This is a genomic window from Streptomyces sp. NBC_01707, assembly GCF_041438805.1.
In the GTDB taxonomy this organism is placed as follows: Bacteria; Actinomycetota; Actinomycetes; order Streptomycetales; family Streptomycetaceae; genus Streptomyces.
Genome location: NZ_CP109190.1, coordinates 1,230,718 through 1,248,904 on the forward strand (window position 1 = coordinate 1,230,718; position 18,187 = coordinate 1,248,904).

16 protein-coding genes are annotated in these 18,187 nt (G+C 68.3%); 7 read left to right on the plus strand and 9 right to left on the minus strand.

What is annotated here, in order from left to right; translation table 11 throughout:
• Together OG963_RS05825 and OG963_RS05830 are read right to left on the minus strand one after the other, a co-directional pair.
• A complete protein-coding gene (locus OG963_RS05825) occupies nucleotides 1-1,326 on the minus strand; it encodes an MFS transporter (RefSeq protein ID WP_371798591.1) in 1,326 nt (441 codons plus the stop codon).
• A 321-nt stretch (nucleotides 1,327-1,647) separates the two neighbouring features.
• On the minus strand, nucleotides 1,648-2,085 hold the full coding sequence (locus OG963_RS05830) for a class I SAM-dependent methyltransferase (protein WP_256223269.1): 438 nt from the start codon (nucleotides 2,083-2,085) through the stop codon (nucleotides 1,648-1,650).
• A gap of 683 nt (nucleotides 2,086-2,768) precedes the next feature.
• Between OG963_RS05830 and OG963_RS05835 the strand changes: the two genes are divergently transcribed.
• Entirely contained in the window at nucleotides 2,769-3,755 is a 987-nt protein-coding gene (locus OG963_RS05835) for a glycoside hydrolase family 11 protein (protein WP_371798592.1), read from the plus strand.
• Nucleotides 3,756-3,988: 233 nt separating this feature from the next.
• Here OG963_RS05835 and OG963_RS05840 read toward each other — a convergent pair whose 3' ends face one another.
• Entirely contained in the window at nucleotides 3,989-4,690 is a 702-nt protein-coding gene (locus tag OG963_RS05840) for an SDR family oxidoreductase (protein ID WP_371798593.1), read from the minus strand.
• 92 nt (nucleotides 4,691-4,782) lie between these two features.
• Here OG963_RS05840 and OG963_RS05845 point away from each other — a divergent pair, with 92 nt between their 5' ends.
• Nucleotides 4,783-5,376 carry a TetR/AcrR family transcriptional regulator gene (locus OG963_RS05845; RefSeq protein WP_371798594.1) on the plus strand — a complete coding sequence of 198 codons (594 nt, stop codon included), beginning with the start codon at nucleotides 4,783-4,785 and terminating at the stop codon, nucleotides 5,374-5,376.
• A 160-nt stretch (nucleotides 5,377-5,536) separates the two neighbouring features.
• Here OG963_RS05845 and OG963_RS05850 read toward each other — a convergent pair whose 3' ends face one another.
• Complete coding sequence (locus tag OG963_RS05850; protein ID WP_371798595.1) at nucleotides 5,537-7,006, minus strand: aldehyde dehydrogenase; 1,470 nt, start codon at nucleotides 7,004-7,006, stop codon at nucleotides 5,537-5,539.
• A gap of 228 nt (nucleotides 7,007-7,234) precedes the next feature.
• On the minus strand, nucleotides 7,235-8,659 hold the full coding sequence (locus OG963_RS05855; RefSeq protein WP_371798596.1) for an aldehyde dehydrogenase: 1,425 nt from the start codon (nucleotides 8,657-8,659) through the stop codon (nucleotides 7,235-7,237).
• A gap of 149 nt (nucleotides 8,660-8,808) precedes the next feature.
• On the opposite strand from OG963_RS05855, the gene OG963_RS05860 reads away from it, so the two are divergent.
• The gene (locus OG963_RS05860) at nucleotides 8,809-9,504 is read left to right on the plus strand and encodes a TetR/AcrR family transcriptional regulator (protein ID WP_256223270.1); all 696 of its coding nucleotides are present in this window, start codon (nucleotides 8,809-8,811) and stop codon (nucleotides 9,502-9,504) included.
• Between the two features lie 420 nt (nucleotides 9,505-9,924).
• Here OG963_RS05860 and OG963_RS05865 read toward each other — a convergent pair whose 3' ends face one another.
• Nucleotides 9,925-10,533, minus strand: coding sequence for a TetR family transcriptional regulator (locus OG963_RS05865; protein ID WP_371798597.1), 609 nt, complete (start codon nucleotides 10,531-10,533; stop codon nucleotides 9,925-9,927).
• Nucleotides 10,534-10,694: 161 nt separating this feature from the next.
• Between OG963_RS05865 and OG963_RS05870 the strand changes: the two genes are divergently transcribed.
• From OG963_RS05870 to OG963_RS05880, 3 genes are all read left to right on the plus strand, one after another.
• Entirely contained in the window at nucleotides 10,695-12,065 is a 1,371-nt protein-coding gene (locus tag OG963_RS05870) for a carboxypeptidase regulatory-like domain-containing protein (RefSeq protein ID WP_371798598.1), read from the plus strand.
• A 215-nt stretch (nucleotides 12,066-12,280) separates the two neighbouring features.
• Nucleotides 12,281-13,687 carry a lipase family protein gene (locus OG963_RS05875; RefSeq protein ID WP_371798599.1) on the plus strand — a complete coding sequence of 469 codons (1,407 nt, stop codon included), beginning with the start codon at nucleotides 12,281-12,283 and terminating at the stop codon, nucleotides 13,685-13,687.
• Between the two features lie 690 nt (nucleotides 13,688-14,377).
• Nucleotides 14,378-15,133: a dienelactone hydrolase family protein gene (locus OG963_RS05880; RefSeq protein WP_371798600.1), complete on the plus strand. Its 756-nt coding sequence runs from the start codon at nucleotides 14,378-14,380 to the stop codon at nucleotides 15,131-15,133.
• A 193-nt stretch (nucleotides 15,134-15,326) separates the two neighbouring features.
• On the opposite strand, the gene OG963_RS05885 is transcribed toward OG963_RS05880, so the two are convergent.
• Nucleotides 15,327-15,872 carry an ATP-binding protein gene (locus tag OG963_RS05885; protein WP_256223272.1) on the minus strand — a complete coding sequence of 182 codons (546 nt, stop codon included), beginning with the start codon at nucleotides 15,870-15,872 and terminating at the stop codon, nucleotides 15,327-15,329.
• Nucleotides 15,873-15,992: 120 nt separating this feature from the next.
• Between OG963_RS05885 and OG963_RS05890 the strand changes: the two genes are divergently transcribed.
• A complete protein-coding gene (locus tag OG963_RS05890) occupies nucleotides 15,993-16,595 on the plus strand; it encodes a TetR/AcrR family transcriptional regulator (RefSeq protein WP_093770686.1) in 603 nt (200 codons plus the stop codon).
• A gap of 554 nt (nucleotides 16,596-17,149) precedes the next feature.
• On the opposite strand, the gene OG963_RS05895 is transcribed toward OG963_RS05890, so the two are convergent.
• Together OG963_RS05895 and OG963_RS05900 are read right to left on the minus strand one after the other, a co-directional pair.
• On the minus strand, nucleotides 17,150-17,224 hold the full coding sequence (locus OG963_RS05895) for a 50S ribosomal protein bL37 (protein ID WP_100661309.1): 75 nt from the start codon (nucleotides 17,222-17,224) through the stop codon (nucleotides 17,150-17,152).
• Nucleotides 17,225-17,480: 256 nt separating this feature from the next.
• A complete protein-coding gene (locus OG963_RS05900; protein WP_030930904.1) occupies nucleotides 17,481-17,714 on the minus strand; it encodes a hypothetical protein in 234 nt (77 codons plus the stop codon).
• Nucleotides 17,715-18,187 lie beyond the last annotated feature (473 nt).

Below are 18,187 nucleotides of genomic sequence, written 5' to 3' on the forward strand. Positions count from 1 at the left end.
TCAGCCGTCGCTGATGGGGCAGTTGAGAACAGCAGGCCGTGCGTGGCCGATTTCCGGAAGCGCCCGCCCCAGGCGTGCGAGAGGGGAAAGAGCCATCAGCACCGGGGACAGCATCATGCCACCGGCCGTCACCACGAGGCTGGTACGCGAGCCCCACTCCCCCGCGAGAAAGCCTCCGAGCAGAGAGCCGAACGGGGTCAGGCCCATGCCGGCAAACGTGATCGTCGCGGCCACACGGCCTTGCATCCCGTCCGGGGTGACGGCCTGCCGGACGGCCATGACCGTGACGTTCACCAACTGACCGAAGGCCCCGAACACGAAGTTGACGGCCACGAGCGCGGGGATCGTCACCACGGAAGGGCTGTGAAGCAGGGGTACGCAGAGCAGTACGCCGTCGCCGAGTGCCGCCGCGGACACGAGCACCACACCGTACCCGAACCGGTTGGGGAGTCGGGCAGCGAGCACCGAGCCCAGGAGCGCACCCGGCCCCGTCGCCGCGAGCGCCAGCCCCACGGCGGCGCCCGACAGATGCAGGTCCCGCGGCAGGAAGAGCAGATAGACGGTCATCATGGCCGCGAAGGAGAACTGGAAGGCGGCCGAGGCGAGGCCCACGGTCCGCAGCAAGGCATGGCCGACGACGAATCGGAGGCCCTCCCGGATCCGCCGCCAGATCCGAGGGGGCCGCTCCGAGCGCTCCGGGATCGATTCGCGGCGACGGATCCGCCGGATCGAAAGGAAGGACAGCGCGAAGAACAGTGCGCTGGAGGCGGCGGCAACCGGCGCCGACAGCAGGGACACCAACGCGCCGCCGAGGGCGGGTCCGCCGATCTGGGCCGCTGACCGGCCGCCCTCGAGCGCGCTGTTGCCCTGCACCAGCTGATCGCGTTTCACCAGCCGTACGAGAGACGCCTGGTAAGCCACGTCGAAGAACACGGACAGGGCCCCGACGGCGAAGGCTGCCAGGAGCAGTGCCGGCAGACCGAGCCCGCCGAGGAGGCCGGCCACCGCTGCCGCGCCGAGCGCCAGGGCCCGACCGAGGTCTGCCAGCACCATGACCGTCCGGGTCCGCCACCTGTCCACCCACGCGCCGACGAAGAGCGAGAGCAGCAGGATCGGCACCTGCCCCGTCGCGCGGAGGACGCCCAGCTGGTCGGCTTCGGCGTCGAGCGTCAGCACGGCGATCAGCGGCAGGACCACCAGGCTTCCGTGCTCGCCGAGCTGGGAGACCGTCTGGCCCACCCAGAGCCTGCGGAAGTCGCCGTCCCGCCACAGGCTCGGGGGATCGGTTCGTACGGAATCGGATACAGCGGAGGAAACGGACGGCACAGAGACCCCTTGGGTTGCCGAAAACGGGGCCCCGCCACGTGGCGCACCACAGGTGCGCCTACGGTTCGGACGGGGAATGGCTCGCCGTGCCGCGCATCCAGGGCAGCACGCGATGACGGGCCGATCACGGCCTACGACGTCAACGCGCGCTCGAACGACCGGGCATGTCTCAGCTCCTCGTGGGGATCACTCGCCGCCCGAACACTAGCCCTCGACGGCCTGGCGCGAAAGGTGATTTGAGGCCCGTGCCAACCGCAACTCGCCTACACGAATATCAGGCGGTCGACGGCCCTCACAGCCGCCGCACACGCAGCGCGGCGGTCAACATCCGGAGCGCGAACTCGCCCTCGGCGGTCTCGGGCCTGCTCGCAAGATATGCGCGGATACGGCCGAGCGTGGGCTCACGTTCCTGTGCCGGTACCAATGCATGGTGTTGCCGGCCAGCACCGCATCGACGGACGCGTCCGATCGCGGTATCACCTCGGCTCTACCCGGCAGGGCGCGGACATCCGGCAGTGAGCGGCGCAGCTCGGTCAGCATCGCCGGGTCGGGCTCGACCGCGATGACGTCGGCGCCCAGCGCGACCGGCGTGGCGGTGAGCGTGTCGGTTCGTGCGCCGAGGTCGGGTACCCGACGGCCCGGCGCGGGCTCAAGCGCCCAGCACACCGTGGCCTGCGCGTAGTCGGGGCGGTGTTCGGCGTAGGCGGCAGCCGCTGCGCCGAACGACGAACTGTGAAGTAGCCGTTCGTCCTTTTCCACGCGGTCACCCTGACCGTGGCCGAGCAGGGCTGCTACCCGTCTGCACCACACCCGTCGTCGCGGCGACCCCGCGCCTTTCAGGCCGTCGGAGACCGGCGTTGGCGAGGTGGGAAAGGCTTCCTGACTGCAGGGTTCGAAAGTTTCGACAATTGCCCGAGCAAGCTTGCGGAACCGTAGAGCCCTTTTCGGTCACCTCAATGCGCCTCTCGACGCCTCTCGGGACTTGTAGAACCACCATGAGCGAGATTCGAAATGTTTCGCCCTGCAGTCCAGCTCATGGTTCGTATGTTTCGGTGAACTTTCGGAAACAAGAGTCATTGACTGTCCACCGACAGCCGCCCATACTCTCCAGCGATCGGAAACTTTCCCGTAACGCAGACAACGTCCGTACGATCCCGCCGGGCATGCCCGAGGACCGGAAAGCCGAGGTTGCAGTGATGGTGAAAACCGCGCACAGCCGCACCTCCCGCGCCGTCGGAGGGGCCGGCGTGCTGGCGCATCGACAGGCCTGAAGCAGCTCCGATCCAAGTCGCCGACCTGCCCGCTGCCGTGTGACACGACGACGAACATGCGTCGCTGCCACGTCGACTCCCCCGCTGTGGCCCGCTCTCTCCCACGTTCACCGCGCCGGGTCGCATCACCCTGCCCGGCCTACCCGCCCGTCTCACCAGGAGGAAACGCACATGAACGCTCTCGCCCATCCGAAGAGCCGCACGCGCGGCCGCATCAGACTGCTCGTCGGCAGCCTCAGCACCTTCCTGCTGTTCGTGGCCGCGCTGGCCATGCCCAGTTCCGCCAGCGCCATCTCCTCGAGCGAAACCGGCACCAACAACGGGTACTACTACTCGTTCTGGACCGACGGCGGCGGGTCGGTCAACATGAACCTGGGCTCCGGCGGCAACTACAGCACCTCGTGGAGCAACAGCGGGAACTTCGTCGCCGGCAAGGGTTGGAGCACCGGCGGACGCAAGGCGGTGAACTACTCCGGCAGCTTCAACCCGTCCGGCAACGCCTACCTGGCCCTCTACGGGTGGACGACCAACCCGCTGGTGGAGTACTACGTCGTCGACAACTGGGGCACCTACAGACCCGAGGGCACGTACAAGGGCACTGTCTCCAGCGACGGCGGCACGTACGACATCTACGAGACGACGCGCACCAACGCCCCCTCGATCGAGGGCACCAAGACATTCAAGCAGTACTGGAGTGTGCGGCAGTCCAAGAGGACCGGTGGAACCATCACGACCGGCAACCACTTCGACGCGTGGGCCGGCAAGGGAATGAGCCTGGGCAGCTTCAACTACATGATCCTGGCCACGGAGGGCTACCAGAGCAGTGGCAACTCCAACATCACGGTGGGTGACGGCGGTTCCTCCGGCGGAGGTTCCGGCGGCGGGTCCGGCGGGGGCTGCACCGCGACACTCTCCGCAGGCGACAAATTCGGCGACCGCTACAACCTGAACGTCGCAGTCACCGGCTCCAACAACTGGACCGTGACCATGAAGGTCCCCTCCCCCGAAAAGGTCCTCTCGACCTGGAACATCAGCACCAACTACCCCGACAGCCAAACGCTCGTCGCCAAGCCCAACGGCAACGGCAACAACTGGGGCGCAACCATCCAGACCAACGGCACCTGGACCTGGCCAACCGTCACCTGCAACGCAGGCTGAGCCACCCACACCCGAAAGCACCTGTGGCGCGGCGGCCCGCAGCCGCCGCGCCACACCAGTTTCACCGGATGGAATGGAGGTGGAACCTACGACATCTTGAGTACCTCTCGCGACCCGCTCGCCGTGCTGCGGGAACGCGGCACCTGGTGTCGTGCCTTCCAGTGGCCGCCCACGCACCGCGACGGCGCACCGGACGGCCACTGAAGCCAAGAGGGCGAGGGCAAAGAGACCGGTCAGTCCCTGAGCTGCGGGTAGATGTTGGTGATGTCGCCGGACAGGGCAGCCTTCACCTGACGGGAGGTCTCGTCGGCGAGAACCTCGTACGCACCCTTCTCGATCCCGTCCAGTGCCTCCTTGGCGATGTCGGCCGGCTTCGACTTGGGCTCGGTCACGCCCACGGTCATGTCGGTGTCGACGTATCCCATGTGCAGGCCCGTCACACCGATGCCGCGGTCCAGCAGCTCAAGCCGGATGGCGTTGGTCTGCAGCCAGAATGCGGCTTTGGTGGCGGAGTACGCGCCATGCCGAGCGACCCAGGAAAGCGCCGAGTGCGCGTTCAGGATGTGGCCGCCGCCGTTGCGCTCGATCACCGGGACGAAGGCCCGGGTCACATTCAGCGGGCCGAAGAAGTTGGTCTCGAAGACGTCCCTGACGCCCTCGATCGGTACGTCCAGGTAGGTGTCCGGCGCGTTGCTGCCGGCGTTGTTGATCAGCACGGTGACATCGGGCGCGGCCGCCACCAGCGCCTCGATCGAGGCCGGGTCGGTGACCTCCAGAGCCAGCGGTACGACGCGGGCGTCGGTGCTCGGCTGCGGGTTCCGCGCGGTGGCGTAGACCTTCTTCACGCCGCGGGTGAGCAGCTCCTCCACGATCGCCTTGCCGATGCCGCGGTTGCCGCCGGTGACGAGTACGACGGCGCCTTCGAGAGTGGTCACTTCTACTCCAGACAAAAGATGGAAACCGATCTGTTTCCCCTACGGTAAACCGATCTGTTTCCTACTGCAAGCCCAGCCGGTACCCTCATGACATGACGAACTCGGCGACCCCCCGCGAGCGACTGCTGCAAGCGGCGGGCGAACTCTTCTACCGCGACGGCATGAGCATCGGCGTGGATGCGCTGTGCAAGGCCGCCGGGGTCTCGAAGAAGTCGATGTACCAGTTGTTCCGGTCCAAGGACGAGGTGATCGCCGAGAGCCTCGCCAGTCGTGGGCCGACGTATCAGGACGCCCTGCTCCCGGGCCCGGACGACGAGCGGTCACCGCGCGAGCGCATTCTGACCGTGTTCGAGCGCCAGGACCGGATGACCGCCGAGGGTGACTTCCTTGGCTGCCCGTTCGTGAGTGCAGCGGTGGAGCTGAAGGACCCCGGGCATCCGGGCAGTGTGGTCGCACGCCGTTTCAAGCAGCACCTGACCGACTTCTTCCGGGGCGAGCTCGTCGCCGCCGGGGCCGAGGATCCGGAGAGCCTTGCCGTCCAGCTGACGATCGTCTTCGACGGCGCGAGCGCCCGGGTGGTCGTACAGTCCCAGGCGCTCGCCGGCATCGGCGTGGTCACGGCAACGGCCTTGCTGGATGCTGCCGGCGTGAAGCAGGCGGTGCCGGCGGACCAGGCCGCCCGCTGAGGGCTGTGCCGTCATCCGTGGCGGGCGCACGACGACAGCTACGGCACCTCGCCGCGTTGTCGGAACGCCCGCATACGACCGGTACGGTGGCGCCCCGCCGCCTTGCGATGCGTCGCCTCCGACGCCGCGCGCCGATCCGCCAGGCATTGCTGGGCAGCCCTTAGTCGGCACTGCCGTGCACTCGGCGGACGCGAGTGATGGTCTTGTGCTCGACGTATCCGGTCAGGCCGACCTTGCCGTACTCGCGACCGATGCCGCTGGCCTTGTAGCCGCCGAACGGTCCGTCGAAACTCATCGGGGAACCATTGATGGTGAGCGTGCCGGTACGCACTCGCCGAGCGATCTCAAGTGCTCGGTCGGGGTCGGCGGACCACACGCCGCCGGACAGGCCGTACTCGGAGTCGTTGGCGATCCGGACCGCGTCGTCCTCGTCGTCGTAGGCGATGACGGCCAGTACCGGGCCGAAGATCTCCTCCTGGGCGATGCGCATCCTGTTGTCCACGTCGGCGAACAGTGTGGGGGTGACGTAGTTGCCGCTCTCCAGCCCGGCGGGGATCTGCGTGCCGCCGGTGACCAGGCGGGCGCCCTCCTCGATGCCCACCTTGATGTAGGAGATCACCCGCTCCTGCTGATCCGGGCGGATCATGGGTCCGACAAAGGTGTCGGGGTCGGCCGGGTCGCCGACCTTCAGCGACTCCACCAGGTCCTTGAGCGCGGCGACGACCTGCTCGTAGCGGCTGCGCGGTGCGAGGATGCGCGTCTGGAGAATGCACGCCTCGCCGTTGTTGGCCAGCGAGCCGAACTTCAGCCCCTGGGTGACCTTGCCGAGGTCGGCGTCCTCCAGGATGATCGCGGCGGACTTGCCGCCGAGTTCGAGACTGACCCGCTTCAGCTGCTCGCCGGCGATCGAGGCGATGCGACGGCCGGCCCGGGTGGAGCCGGTGAACGCGATCTTGTCCACATCGCGGTGCGACACCAGGTACTCACTGGTCTCCCGGTCGGCGGGCAGGATGCTGAGCACACCTTCGGGAAGGCCGACCTCGGCGAACAGCTCGGCAAGCATCATCATGCTCAGCGAGTTCTCCGGCGAGGTCTTCAGCACGACGGCGTTGCCGGCCAGGAGTGCCGGGGTCAGCTTCGCCATCGCCGCCGAGAAGGGCGAGTTCCACGGGATCACCGCGGCGACCACCCCGATCGCCTCCCGGCGCACGATGGTGTCGTACGGAGCCTCGGGGTCGGAGGGATCGACGATCTCCTCCCAGCCGAACTCCTCCGCGGCCTTGAGATAGGAGTTGATCTGCCGGGTCAGGAACGGCTGGCCCATCTTGGTGAACCAGCCGGCCGAGCCGTTCTCCGCGGAGATCATCGCGGCGATCTCGTCAGCTCGCGCCTCACGCAGCTCGTTGAGACGACGGATGATCTCCTGCCGCTCCTTGGGATCCGTCCGTGGCCACGGCCCGTCGTCGAACGCCGCCCGTGCCGCGGCCACGGCCCTGTCGATGTCCTGCGGAGCAGCCTGTGCGACACGGCCCAGAACGGACTGGTCGTGCGGAGAACGGATCTCCAGCAGGTCGGGGGAGCTGGGAGCGGTCCAGGCACCGCCGATGAAGAGCTTGTCGTACACGATCATCTTGGTTCGCTTTCTTCTTCCCGATTCGCAAGGCGTCGCACAGTGGGACGGCGCCTAGCAAGCGGTGTTGTTGAGGTGGAGTCGGTGGACTCGAAACTGCGGGCCTTGCCCGGTGGAGGTGGTTCGGGCCGGCCCGTGCGGCGAAATGGCAGGGGCGGGCTCCTTTTCGGCACGTTCCGGTGAGCGGGTCACGTCCGGCCGGTTGCCCGGCTGTTCCGCTCGGGTGCGTCAGCTGCTGATCGTCTTGAACTCGACGTACTGGCCCAGTCCGACGAGCCCGAATTCACGGCCGATCCCGCTGGCCTTGTAGCCGCCGAACGGCCCGTCGAACGCGGCGTGGGCGCCGTTGACGGAGAACGTTCCGGTACGGACACGGCGGGCTATCTCCATGCCGTGCTCGGTATCGGCGCTCCACACGCCGCCCCCGAGGCCGTAGGGGGAGTCGTTGGCGATCCGCACGGCGTCCTCCTCGTCCTCGAACGGGATGACGACGAGAACGGGGCCGAAGATCTCCTCCTGGGCGATGCGCATGCCGTTGTCGACATCGGCGAACAGCGTGGGACGCACATAGAAGCCGTTCTCCAGCCCCTGCGGAACGTCGGATCCGCCTACGACGAGACGCGCACCCTCCTTGATCCCGAGGTCGATGTAGTTCCGCACGCGCTGCTGCTGGTCGGCGCGGACCAGGGGGCCTATGAAGGTGGCGGGGTCGGAGGGGTCCCCCACGGTGAGACCCGCGATCATCGTTGCCAGCGCGGCGACGATCTCCTCGTAGCGGGCACGGGGCGCGAGGATGCGGGTGTGGGCGACACAGCTCTCGCCGTTGTTCGCCAGAGACGCCGTCTTCAGCCCCTCGGTCACCGCAGCCAGGTCGGCGTCCTCGAGAATGATCGCGGCGGACTTGCCGCCCAGCTCCAAGCTCACCCGCTTGAGCTGCGCGCCCGCTATGGCCGCGATGCGCCGGCCTGCCGCCGTTGAACCGGTGAACGCGATCTTGTCCACGCTCGGGTGCGAGACCAGGTACTCGCTGACCTCCCGGCCGGCCGGCAGGATGCTGAGGACGCCCTCCGGCAGGCCTGCTTCCGCAAAGATCTCGCCGAGCACCAGGGCGTCGAGCGCGGTCTCCGGCGCTGCCTTGAGGATGACGGTGCAGCCCGCGAGCAGGGCGGGGACGATCTTCGCCAGAGCCGACTGATGGGGCGCGTTCCACGGGATGACCGCGGCGATCACCCCGATCGGTTCACGGCGGACCGTCGTGCCGGATTCCAGGCGCTCCTCCCAGCCGAAGGATTCCGATGCCCGCAGGTAGGAGGCGGTCTGCTCGGCGATCCCACCGTTGTGCAGCAGACCGGTGAACCACAGCGGGGTGCCGTTCTCGGAGGTGACCAGGGCCGCGAGTTCCCGGCCGCGGGCCGTGTGCAGCTCGTTGAACCGAGCGAGGACAGCCTGCCGCTCGCTCGGCCTTGTTCGTGGCCAGGGCCCGTGGTCGAAAGCCTGCCGTGCGGCCTCGACCGCACGGTCGACGTCCGCCTCGGAAGCGCCGGGGACCCGGCCCACCAGCGACTGATCGTGCGGAGAGCGCACCTCGATCGTCTCGGAGCCCGCAGGTTCGGTCCAGACGCCGCCGATGAAGAGCTTGTCGTAAGAGGTCATGGGGGTGTGCCGCTTTCGTGAGACGACAGGGCCGGTGAATAAGAGTCCAGTGGCCCTCTACTTCGTCCAAGGTAACAACCCACTGGACCTTTAACAAGAGGCCAGCGGGTCTGCTACTTTGAAGGCGAGCCATACCTAGGAGGAGGGCCGTGAGCCAGACCGAGAGCACCGCCTTCCAGCGGGCGCGGCGACCGGAACAGGTCGAGATTCGCAAGCAGACGATTCTCGACGCGGCCGAAGCCCTGCTCGGTGAGATGCCGATCGCGGAGATCAGCCTGCGCGAGCTCAGTCGCCGGGTCGGGCTGTCGAAGACGAACGTCGTCCGCTACTTCGAGACCCGCGAGGCGGTCTTCCTCGAACTCCTGCGCCGCTCCCAGCAGGCATGGCTGGACACCCTTGAACGCGACCTGCCGCCCGCCCGGTCGGCACCGCACCACGTCGTCTGCGGCGCAATCGCGGCTTCCCTGGCGCAGCGGCCGCTGCTGTGCGAGTTGTGGAGCGCACTGGCCACAGTCCTGGAACGCAACGTCTCCCTCGAATCCGTCCGCGCCTTCAAGCTGTCCAATCTGGAAGCTCAGGTGCGCTTCGCCGGCCTGGTCAGCGACCGCGTTCCCGGGCTGGGAGATGACGCCGCCCGGGAACTGGCGGCCCTGTGCACCGTCGCCGTGGCGGGTCTGTGGCCCTTCGCCAACCCCTCCCCCACGGTCCTGGCGGCGACCGAGGACCCGCGCCTGGCCGGATCCCGCATCGACTTCGCCACCATGCTGAGCCGACACCTCGACCTACTGGTCACGGGACTGCTCCACCGCCCCGCCACCTCGCCAACTCCTGCTTCCCGGCAATGAATTCGGGGTGCGAGGCCATCCGGCGGGCGATCTGCAGCGCATGATCGATGCGGGCCGGTCACCGCACCGGCCGTCATGGACGCCGTGTACGTGGCCTGCCCGCCGGCCTGGGCGGGACGGACATACGAGGGCCGCTTCGACCACTCCGCGGTCACCACCAGCGCCATCACGCCGTCTCGGCGGCAATCCCCCGGATGTCGCTCCACTTCTCAGCTGCGGCGGCGGGCCGATGCCCTCGAGCAGGCCCGGGTCATGGTCAGCGATCTCGTGGAAGACCCGATGGAGCAGTACGCGGCCGCCGGGCCGCCGGACAGGTCATCGAGGCGGTCACGGCGCCGAAGCGCCGCGGCACCAGATGCAGAACAGCGTCTCTCATGAGCTGCTGTTGGCGCAGCGCGTCGCCATGCCGTCGGGCCGCCCTCAGTGGGTCGGCGGCTCCCAGGACAGTCCGTTGCGGACCAAGGCGACCGCCCGGTTGAGCACGGTGACGGCGTCGTCGCCGGAGTCGGGCTGCCAGCAGGCGACGGCTGCCTGCTGGGCGGCGAAGGCCACCGCCGCGGTGGTGCAGACGTACAGGTCGCTCTCCGGCAGGCCGGTGCGAGCCGCCACTGCCGCGATGACCGCGTCCTGGACGGCGCGATGCGTCTGGGCGATACGCGGAAGCAGTTCAGGGCGCTCGCGCAGCAGAGCTGCACGCCCCACAAGTATTCCGCCGGTGGTGAGCTCGCCCAGGCGCTCGGCAAGCACCGCGCGGACCGCTTCAAGCGGGGCCTCGTGCCCGGGACGGTCGATGATCCGCTGCTGGATCAGGGAGGGAACGCCCTCCTCCATCAGGAAGACCGCTTCTTCCTTGGTCGAGAAGTAGTTGAAGAAGGTACGGGGAGACACGCCGGCGTCCGCGCAGATGTCCTCCACGGTCACGGCATCCGGGCCGTGCCGGCGGAAGAGGGCCACCGCCGAACTCTGCAGAGCACTCCTGGTCGCCCGCTTCTTGCGCTCACGCAACCCGTCCGAGGGACTGCTCGTCACGGTGCCGTCACACTCCCGAAGTCGGCTGCCGACTGCCATTGGTTACAGTACTGCAAAAATGCAGCACTGTAATTTTTAACTAGGATGGGCCTTCGCGCTGCCCACCGCGCCGGATCGCCCCGACCGGCAGCCCCAATTCGCGCAGCCCAAGGAGTGCCCCCATGGCAGAACAGACCGAGCACCCCCCGAGTCCGTCCTCGGCGAGAACCCTGGCCGAGGCCCTGTGGTTTCCGGTGGCTCTCTTCCTCTGCTTCCTGTTCGCCTTCGCCCCCGCCCTGCACGCACCGCAGCCGCACCATGCGAAGGTGGTCGTCGCGCATCCCGCCGTCGAGCGGAGGATCGACAGCCAACTGCGGCGGCACCACCCCGGCGGTTTCGACGTCACGGCGGTGACAGACGGCCGGGCAGCCCGGCAGGCCGTGCTGAACCGGGATGCGGTGGCGGGCTTCGTCGCCGACAGACGACATCCGGTGCTTTACGTGGCCAAGGCCAACGGGATGTCGCTCGAGCTGGCGCTGCGCGATGTGTTCACCGAAGTCGCCACCCGGAGCCACAAGCAGCTCAAGGTCGTTGACGTGGCACCCACCGCGAGCAAGGACCTTACGGGCTCGACCCTGGTCTACTTCGGTATTGCCTGGAGCGTCCCCGGCTACATGCTTGCGACCACCCTGCTGCGTGCGGTGACCTTCAGCCGGCGCAGGAAACTGCTGACGATCGCGGGTGTCGCCGCCCTGTTCAGCGTCGTCGGCAACCTGCTCGGCGCGGGGCTGGGCTACATACCCGCCGCCCCCTCCGCCATGGCGATCTCCTTCCTTCTCACCATGGCCGTGGCCACCTCCTCCTCAGGCCTGGCCCCCTTCGCCAGGCAGTTCTTCCCCGCGGTGGGCATGGGTCTGTTCATCGTGCTGAGCATCCCCACCAGCGGCGGCGTGGCGCCCGCTCCGATGCTGCCGACGTTCTTCCAGCACGTGCACGCGGTGATGCCCCTGGCCAACGCGGTCGACGCCCTGCGTGGAGTCCTGTACTTCGACGGGGCCGGCGCGCTCAAGCCGGTGCTGGTGCTGTGCGCGTGGATCGCCGGGGGCGCCGCCCTCCTGGGTCTCGACGCCTGGCTGCGGAGCCGCAGGACCACGGGACGATATGCCGACGACGAGGACGAGGTGGAGGAACCCCCGGTGGACGACCCGGCGTCGGAGATGCCGACACCCACCGCACTCCCCGTCCACCGTCACCACTTCGGTGAGCCGATACCGACGCTGGTCGGCACCGTCCACGACTCCGAGCACCAGCCTGTCCGCGGCGCCGCAGTGACCGTCATGGACACCAAAGGTCGGCAACTGGTGCGTACCACGACCAATGAACACGGGGAGTACGCAGCGGCCGGGCTCCCCGAGGGGTACCTCCGCATCGTGGTCTCGTCCGTCGGCCGGAACCCCCTGGTCCATCAGAAGCTGTTGCAATCCGGTGCGATCGTCCGCGCGGACTTCGCGCTGCGCAGCCGAGCGGTAGAGGTGTCGCAGCAGGCCCATTAGGCACGGTGCGGTGAGGCCAGTTTCCAAGCCTGGATCGCCTTGCGCCGGTCGGAGCTCGACACTGCTGGTCAGGCCGGGTCGGCGCAAGGCGGACGGGCGTACATGGTTGCCTGAAGCAATAGTTACCATAGCGTAACTTACTCACGAGTTACTTGCGGTAAGTGCGCGCTGCTAGCTTGCGCTCATCTGCATCGGAGCAGAGCGAGGAGTGAGCTGTGAGCCGCAAGAGCACCCGTTCGCGTTCCACTTTCAGCACCACGCACTCGGTGGACTCCCCCAGCCCCCGGCGAAGGCGAGGCAACATGCGAGTGCCGGCCGTCATGGTGGCCGCGGCCGCTTGTACGGTCACCTACGCCGTACCCGCCTCCGCCACCCAGGCGTCGACGCCCGTGGTGTCCCGGGGAGTGACCATTCCCGCCTTCTACAACCCGCCCGCCGAACTGCCGTCCGCAGACGGCGGGCTGATCCGTACCGAACCCCTGCCCCTCGGTCTGAGCCTTCCGGGCCTGGACGGCCGCCCGATGCCGGGCACGGCGACCCGCCTCATGTACAAGTCCACCGACTCCGACGGGCGACCCGTCGCGGTGACCGGCTCGTACATCGAACCCTCGGCGGCGTGGAAGGGGGGCGGGCCAAGGCCGTTGGTGGCGGTGGCTTCGGGCACCATGGGCCAGGGTGACCAGTGCGCACCCTCTCTGGCGCTGCAGTACCCGCTCACCCTGAACGGCGCGACGGTATCGGTCGGCTACGAGGACCTGGCGATCTACCGCCTCCTCTCCACCGGTGCCGCGGTGGTCGTCACCGACTACGTCGGCCTCGGCGTCACCGATCGGCTCCACACCTACGTCAACCGCCTCGACCAGGGGCACGCCCTGCTGGACGCGGCCCGCGCGGCACGCGCCGTGCCAGGAGCGTCGATCACCCCTTATTCACGCGTCGGTCTGTACGGATACAGCCAGGGCGGAGGGGCCAGCGCCGCGGCCGCCGAGCTGCAGCCCTCCTACGCGCCCGAGGTCGATCTGGCCGGTACCTATGCCGGCGCACCACCCGCCGACCTGACCTCGGTCATGAAGGGCATCGACGGGAGTGCCCTGGCCGGTGCGCTGGCCTGGTCGATCAACGGCTTCGCCCAGGCCGACCCCGACCTGCGGAACATCGTCGAGGCCAACATCAACACCACGGGCAGGGCCGCGCTGAAAGACGCGTCGACCATGTGTGTGGGCGATGCGATCTTCGGCTACGGATTCACCAAGAGCACCAAATGGACCACCAGTGGCAAGTCCATCGGAGACATCATCGCGGCCGACACCCGAGCGCAGGCCGCTCTCGACAAGCAGCGCATCGGCACACTCAAGCCCGCCGGCCCGGTGCGCCTGGCAACCGGCATTCAGGACGACATCGTTCCCCACAAGCAAGCACGTCAACTGGCCGTGGACTGGTGCCTCAAGGGCGGTAACGTCACCTACGAAGCCATCGCCCTGCCTGACCTCGGCGACAAGCTCCTCACCAACCACCTCGTGCCCCTCATCACCGACCAGGGCGATGCGGTGTCCTGGCTGACCGACCGCCTCTCGGGCAAGGCGGCCACCTCCAACTGCTGGTCGATGCCGCTACAGCGCTGACCCGGCTACCTGAAGCCCACCGGCTCGGTCCCTCGCCCGGAGTTCCCCGACCCGGTGCGGTGGATACCCTCACGCCCGCGTCGGCCGCGGACGTGAGGGCGCGCCGCCCGGAGAGGGTGGCAAATGGCTTCAGTTCCCCACCCCGCGTCGTACAGGTTCTCCGGCCAGTGGGGACGAGATGACCAGTGGTCCGGCCGCCACATCTCCGCTGCTGTCGCCGAAGAATCGTGTCCCTGCCCGGGACGCGACGTGATTCCGGGGCCCCGGGGCCGGGAGCTCCACTGGCGTACACGCACCGCAGCATTCGCGTCATCCATGGAACGGCTCAACGGAACAACCTGCCTCGGCGACCTAGCATCCGTTGTCGTGACACACTCTCCGGCACAGTGTGTCGGGAAACAGCGCGCCGCGGACGAGCCGTACGCCGGACCGTGCAGAACAGGGCGCGTACCTCAACGGGCAAGAAGTATTGAGCGTCTGAGTACACCGCGGGATCGGTCCGGCGGAGGGACCGGTTGGCACGCGGAGGGACGAACGGGGTCTGCCGGTCGACGAACGAACAGCGCTCGCCGGCGCCTTCCGGCGCATCGCCGATACCCCTTCGTCCCCACACCCGCCCCACTGACCCACCACGCGAAACCCCTCCTTGCACTGAGCACGGCGGGAACCAGACGAGAGAGAAGACCGCCCATGACCGCCGTGCGCGGAACATCAGTGGACATCCCGACCCAGGACGGCACCGCCGACGCCTACCTGACCCACCCCGACGACGGCGCGCCCCATCCCGCGGTCCTGCTCTACATGGACGCCTACGGAATCCGCCCTCACCTGAAGAAGATGGCCGACCGCGTCGCCCGAGCCGGATACACCGTCCTGGTTCCCAACGTCTTCTACCGCCATGGGCGAGCTCCGGTGGTCGAACTGCCCGACGTCATCGACTCGGCCCGCCGCCCGGAGATCTTCGAGCGTCTCGGCCCCATCATTACGTCACTGACACCCGATCTGGCGATGCGCGACGCGGACGCCTACCTGCGCCGGCTGACCGCCTGCCCCCTGACCACCGACGGGCCTGTCGGCATCGCGGGCTACTGCATGGGCGCCGGCCTCGCCCTGCGCACCGCCGGCACCTACCCGGAGCGAGTCGCGGCCGTGGCCGGATTCCATGGCGGCCGCCTGGCCACCGACTCACCCGACAGCCCGCACCTGCTCGCCGACCGGATCACCGCGGAGGTGTACTTCGGCCACGCCGACCAGGACCCCTCGCTACCTCCCGAGCAGATCAACCGTCTCGACGAGGCCCTCACCGCAGGGGGCGTACGCCACCGTTGCGAGGTCTACACCGGGGCCCATCACGGCTTCACCCAGGCCGACACCGCTGCCTACGACAGCACAGCGGACAAGCGCCACTGGACCGCACTGTTGGCGCTCCTGGACCGCACCCTCTGACCAGCACCACCGTCCGCCGCTGCTCAGGCACCACACCCTGCAGCGGGACCTCTACCCCAGGGCGAACAGCGCGCCCTCTATCAGAGGCTGCCCCTGGAAGGGCGTCTCGCTCGGCCGGCAAGCCACCGTCCTCTTGTCGGCAGTCTGATCGCCATCGCCGTCCTCCTGGGCCGCCAAGGACGCCACCGGCGCCTCAGAGGTCGCCGGGCGGGCAGGTCTGCGCGGTTACGGGGACCGACAGTTCGAACCACAGGGTCTTGCCGGTGGCGGTGCGGGAACTGCCCCAGGCTTCCGCGAGCAGGTCGAGTATTTCCATGCCACGCCCGCCCTCCGCGTCGGCGCAGACGGACCGGCGCACCGGGCCGTCGGAGTTGGTGTCCTCGACCTCGCACCGCAGTCGTGCGCCGCGAACCTGCAGATTCATCCGCACGGGGCCTCGTGTGTGGCACAGGGCGTTGGTGACCAGCTCGCTGACCAGCAGCTCAACGGTGTCGGCAAGCTCGTCCAGTCTCCACTCTCCGACTTGCTCGATCGCCAGTCGGCGGGCTCGGCCGACCGAGGTCAGCTCCGGCGTCAGAGGCCAGGAGGCGTCCTGGGCGGTGGCCCGGGCGCGGGGAGCGCTCAGCGGCCGCAGGGGCTCCGTGGCCTGCGACCACAGGGCCAGCTGTCGGGCGAACCACGAAGGCCGGGCGCCCTCGGGGACACTCACCGTGTCGAGCGCGACGTCCTGGGCAGCCATGCCGATCAGTCCCTTCCCTGCAAGTCCGCCGGTTCATGTAGCGGCCGTTACATTTAAATATACACGTAGCGGGTGTTACGGTAAAGCCCGGGAGGAATCGGACAGGGGCGAGGAGGCTCCATGCCACGGCCGGCCGACCCAGCCAAGCGAGCGGACCTGTTGAGCCGCGTCCGCTCGTACCTGCTCCGCAACGGACTCGCGGGCCTGTCCCTGCGCCCACTGGCCCTGGAGCTGGGCACCAGCGACCGCATGCTCCTCTATTACTTCGGCACCAAGGAGCACATGGTCGCGGAAGCGCTGTCCATGGATGACCGGCGCCCGCTCCTGCGCATTCGCGGTGTACGCGACTCCTCCGACGCCCCCGAGGATGCGGCGGGCCTGCGGCGCCTCCTGGAAGAGCTGTGGGAGGAGTTCCACAGTCCGGACCGCCGCGCCTTGATGCCACTCCAGTTCGAATTGATGACGGCCAGCGTGCTCCACCCGGACCGGTACGGGCCCCTCATGCGCGATCTGATCGCCGAGTGGACGGACGTGTTCGCCCCGTTCTTCGTCCGCCTCGGCATGTCCGACGAACGCGCCCGGAACGAGGCCACCCTGGTGTTCGATGCCATCCTCGGACTGCTCTACGGGTCGCTCGCCGACGGCGACTGGGACCGGGCGGCGGTTGCCTTCGACACCCTGCTCGACCGCCTTGAATCCGGCTGGACTCCCGACGGCGCCTAGACCGACACCGCCCCCAGGACTCGTCGCTCAGCCAGACCTCAAGACGCCGGCGCCTCGGCACGGCCCGATGAGAAGCGATCGGCCGCCCGAGGAGTGACCGGGCCGGCGTGACCGACCGAGGTCGGTCCGATCACGGGAGTGACCGCGCGACCTATGAGGCACTCGTGACCGAGCACCCGCGCGGCAAGCTCGTCCTCCATGCGAACGGCAAGGAAGCCCCTGGTTGGCCTGCGCGTCGTCGAGGCAGGCCACACATCCTCACAGGGCGACGCGCACAGCGATGCGTATGCGCCGTAAATGGTGCCGACTGCTGCAATCGGTGAGATATCCGCCGCTGCAGCAGCGGACCCCGCGGGCGCTCGGCGCTTACGAACTCGCCTCCCGCGGGGCCGTACCCGCAGAACCCTCTTCGTCGATTGTGAAGCCGGCCAGGAAGTTGACGCCCTGCCAGGGCCACACGTCGGCGTTCTGTGCCGCTCGGCGGCGCGACCACCCCGGCGCCGAGAGCATCCAATGGGTCCTGAAGGCGGTTCACAAGCCCATGTTGGGCACTGTCAGGCGTTGGGACGCTTGCCGTGATTGGCCTTCTTCTTCTTGCGGGCGCGTCGCTTGTTCCCTCGCTTGGCCATGGTCCACACCTTCCACATTCAGGACTTTTCGGGCGCTCGTCATTCTAGGTTCGGCCGGACGCGCCCGCATCGGGCGGCGCGCCGGTGGGGCCGTGGAGCCCTCACCATCTCTACGGCCACACGAGGAGCGCATCACCGTTCGTCCCGGACCGGCCCCCTCCCTTCGTCGTCGCGCTCGAGCCCGGTGGCACGCCCTGGACCGCGGGCCGCCGGAAGCGAAGTAGCGGTGTGCCGGATGCGTCAGAAATTCGCCCGCTCAGGGGACCCACTTGTACTTGGCTCCGCCGACCCATCTCACGACCGAGGGATCGTCGAGGTCGACATCGGTCACCCCTGCCTGGTGCGCCAGCCTGATCACATCCACCATGTCGTGGGCAGCCCCGACCACTTCCCCGTTGATCTCCACCATGCGGTACGGCGGATCATCCGGCACTACGCCGAGGACGACGACGGGGGTGGGATGGAACTCCTCTTGAGCATCGTTGGTCATGCTTACAGCCTGTGGCAGGGACGCGACGCGCACACGTCGAGCGCACCAGCGGGCCGGGACGGCACCACCCACCGATTGCGCTCCACTCCGAGTCCGTGGTGGTGCGGCCGGCAGGGCGCCCGGGGGCGTCAGGCCAGACCGTGCCCAGCCGAACGTCAGGAGTACGAACCGCGTGCATATCTGCCGTCGAGTCCGTGACCCTGATCGTTCGCGGTTCGATGCCGACCCTCGGCCGGACTCGCGACCAGAGGGGAAGGGGCTCCTCGAACAGCGCCGGTCGTTGACGTGGTGACCCGGCGAGATGCCAGACAAGCCGGACACAGGGCAGATGCCCAGCCCGGGAGGCTACCGATCAAGCCGATGATTGACATCGCAGGTGCGTCAATCGAACCGATCCAGGCGTTGGTGGTGAGACCGACCCCGCTGCCAAGCTGAGCGCTGTGGCCGATCTCCCACCCGAGCGGCCGTCACTG

What these genes read in the sequence shown, in the direction of transcription:
- OG963_RS05835 (WP_371798592.1), top strand. Translation starts at nt 2,769, where the DNA reads ATGAACGCTCTCGCCCATCCGAAGAGCCGCACGCGCGGCCGCATCAGA.
- OG963_RS05880 (WP_371798600.1), top strand. Translation starts at nt 14,378, where the DNA reads ATGACCGCCGTGCGCGGAACATCAGTGGACATCCCGACCCAGGACGGC.
- OG963_RS05885 (WP_256223272.1), bottom strand. Translation starts at nt 15,872, where the DNA reads ATGGCTGCCCAGGACGTCGCGCTCGACACGGTGAGTGTCCCCGAGGGC.
- OG963_RS05890 (WP_093770686.1), top strand. Translation starts at nt 15,993, where the DNA reads ATGCCACGGCCGGCCGACCCAGCCAAGCGAGCGGACCTGTTGAGCCGC.
- OG963_RS05850 (WP_371798595.1), bottom strand. Translation starts at nt 7,006, where the DNA reads ATGATCGTGTACGACAAGCTCTTCATCGGCGGTGCCTGGACCGCTCCC.
- OG963_RS05870 (WP_371798598.1), top strand. Translation starts at nt 10,695, where the DNA reads ATGGCAGAACAGACCGAGCACCCCCCGAGTCCGTCCTCGGCGAGAACC.
- OG963_RS05845 (WP_371798594.1), top strand. Translation starts at nt 4,783, where the DNA reads ATGACGAACTCGGCGACCCCCCGCGAGCGACTGCTGCAAGCGGCGGGC.
- OG963_RS05855 (WP_371798596.1), bottom strand. Translation starts at nt 8,659, where the DNA reads ATGACCTCTTACGACAAGCTCTTCATCGGCGGCGTCTGGACCGAACCT.
- OG963_RS05900 (WP_030930904.1), bottom strand. Translation starts at nt 17,714, where the DNA reads ATGACCAACGATGCTCAAGAGGAGTTCCATCCCACCCCCGTCGTCGTC.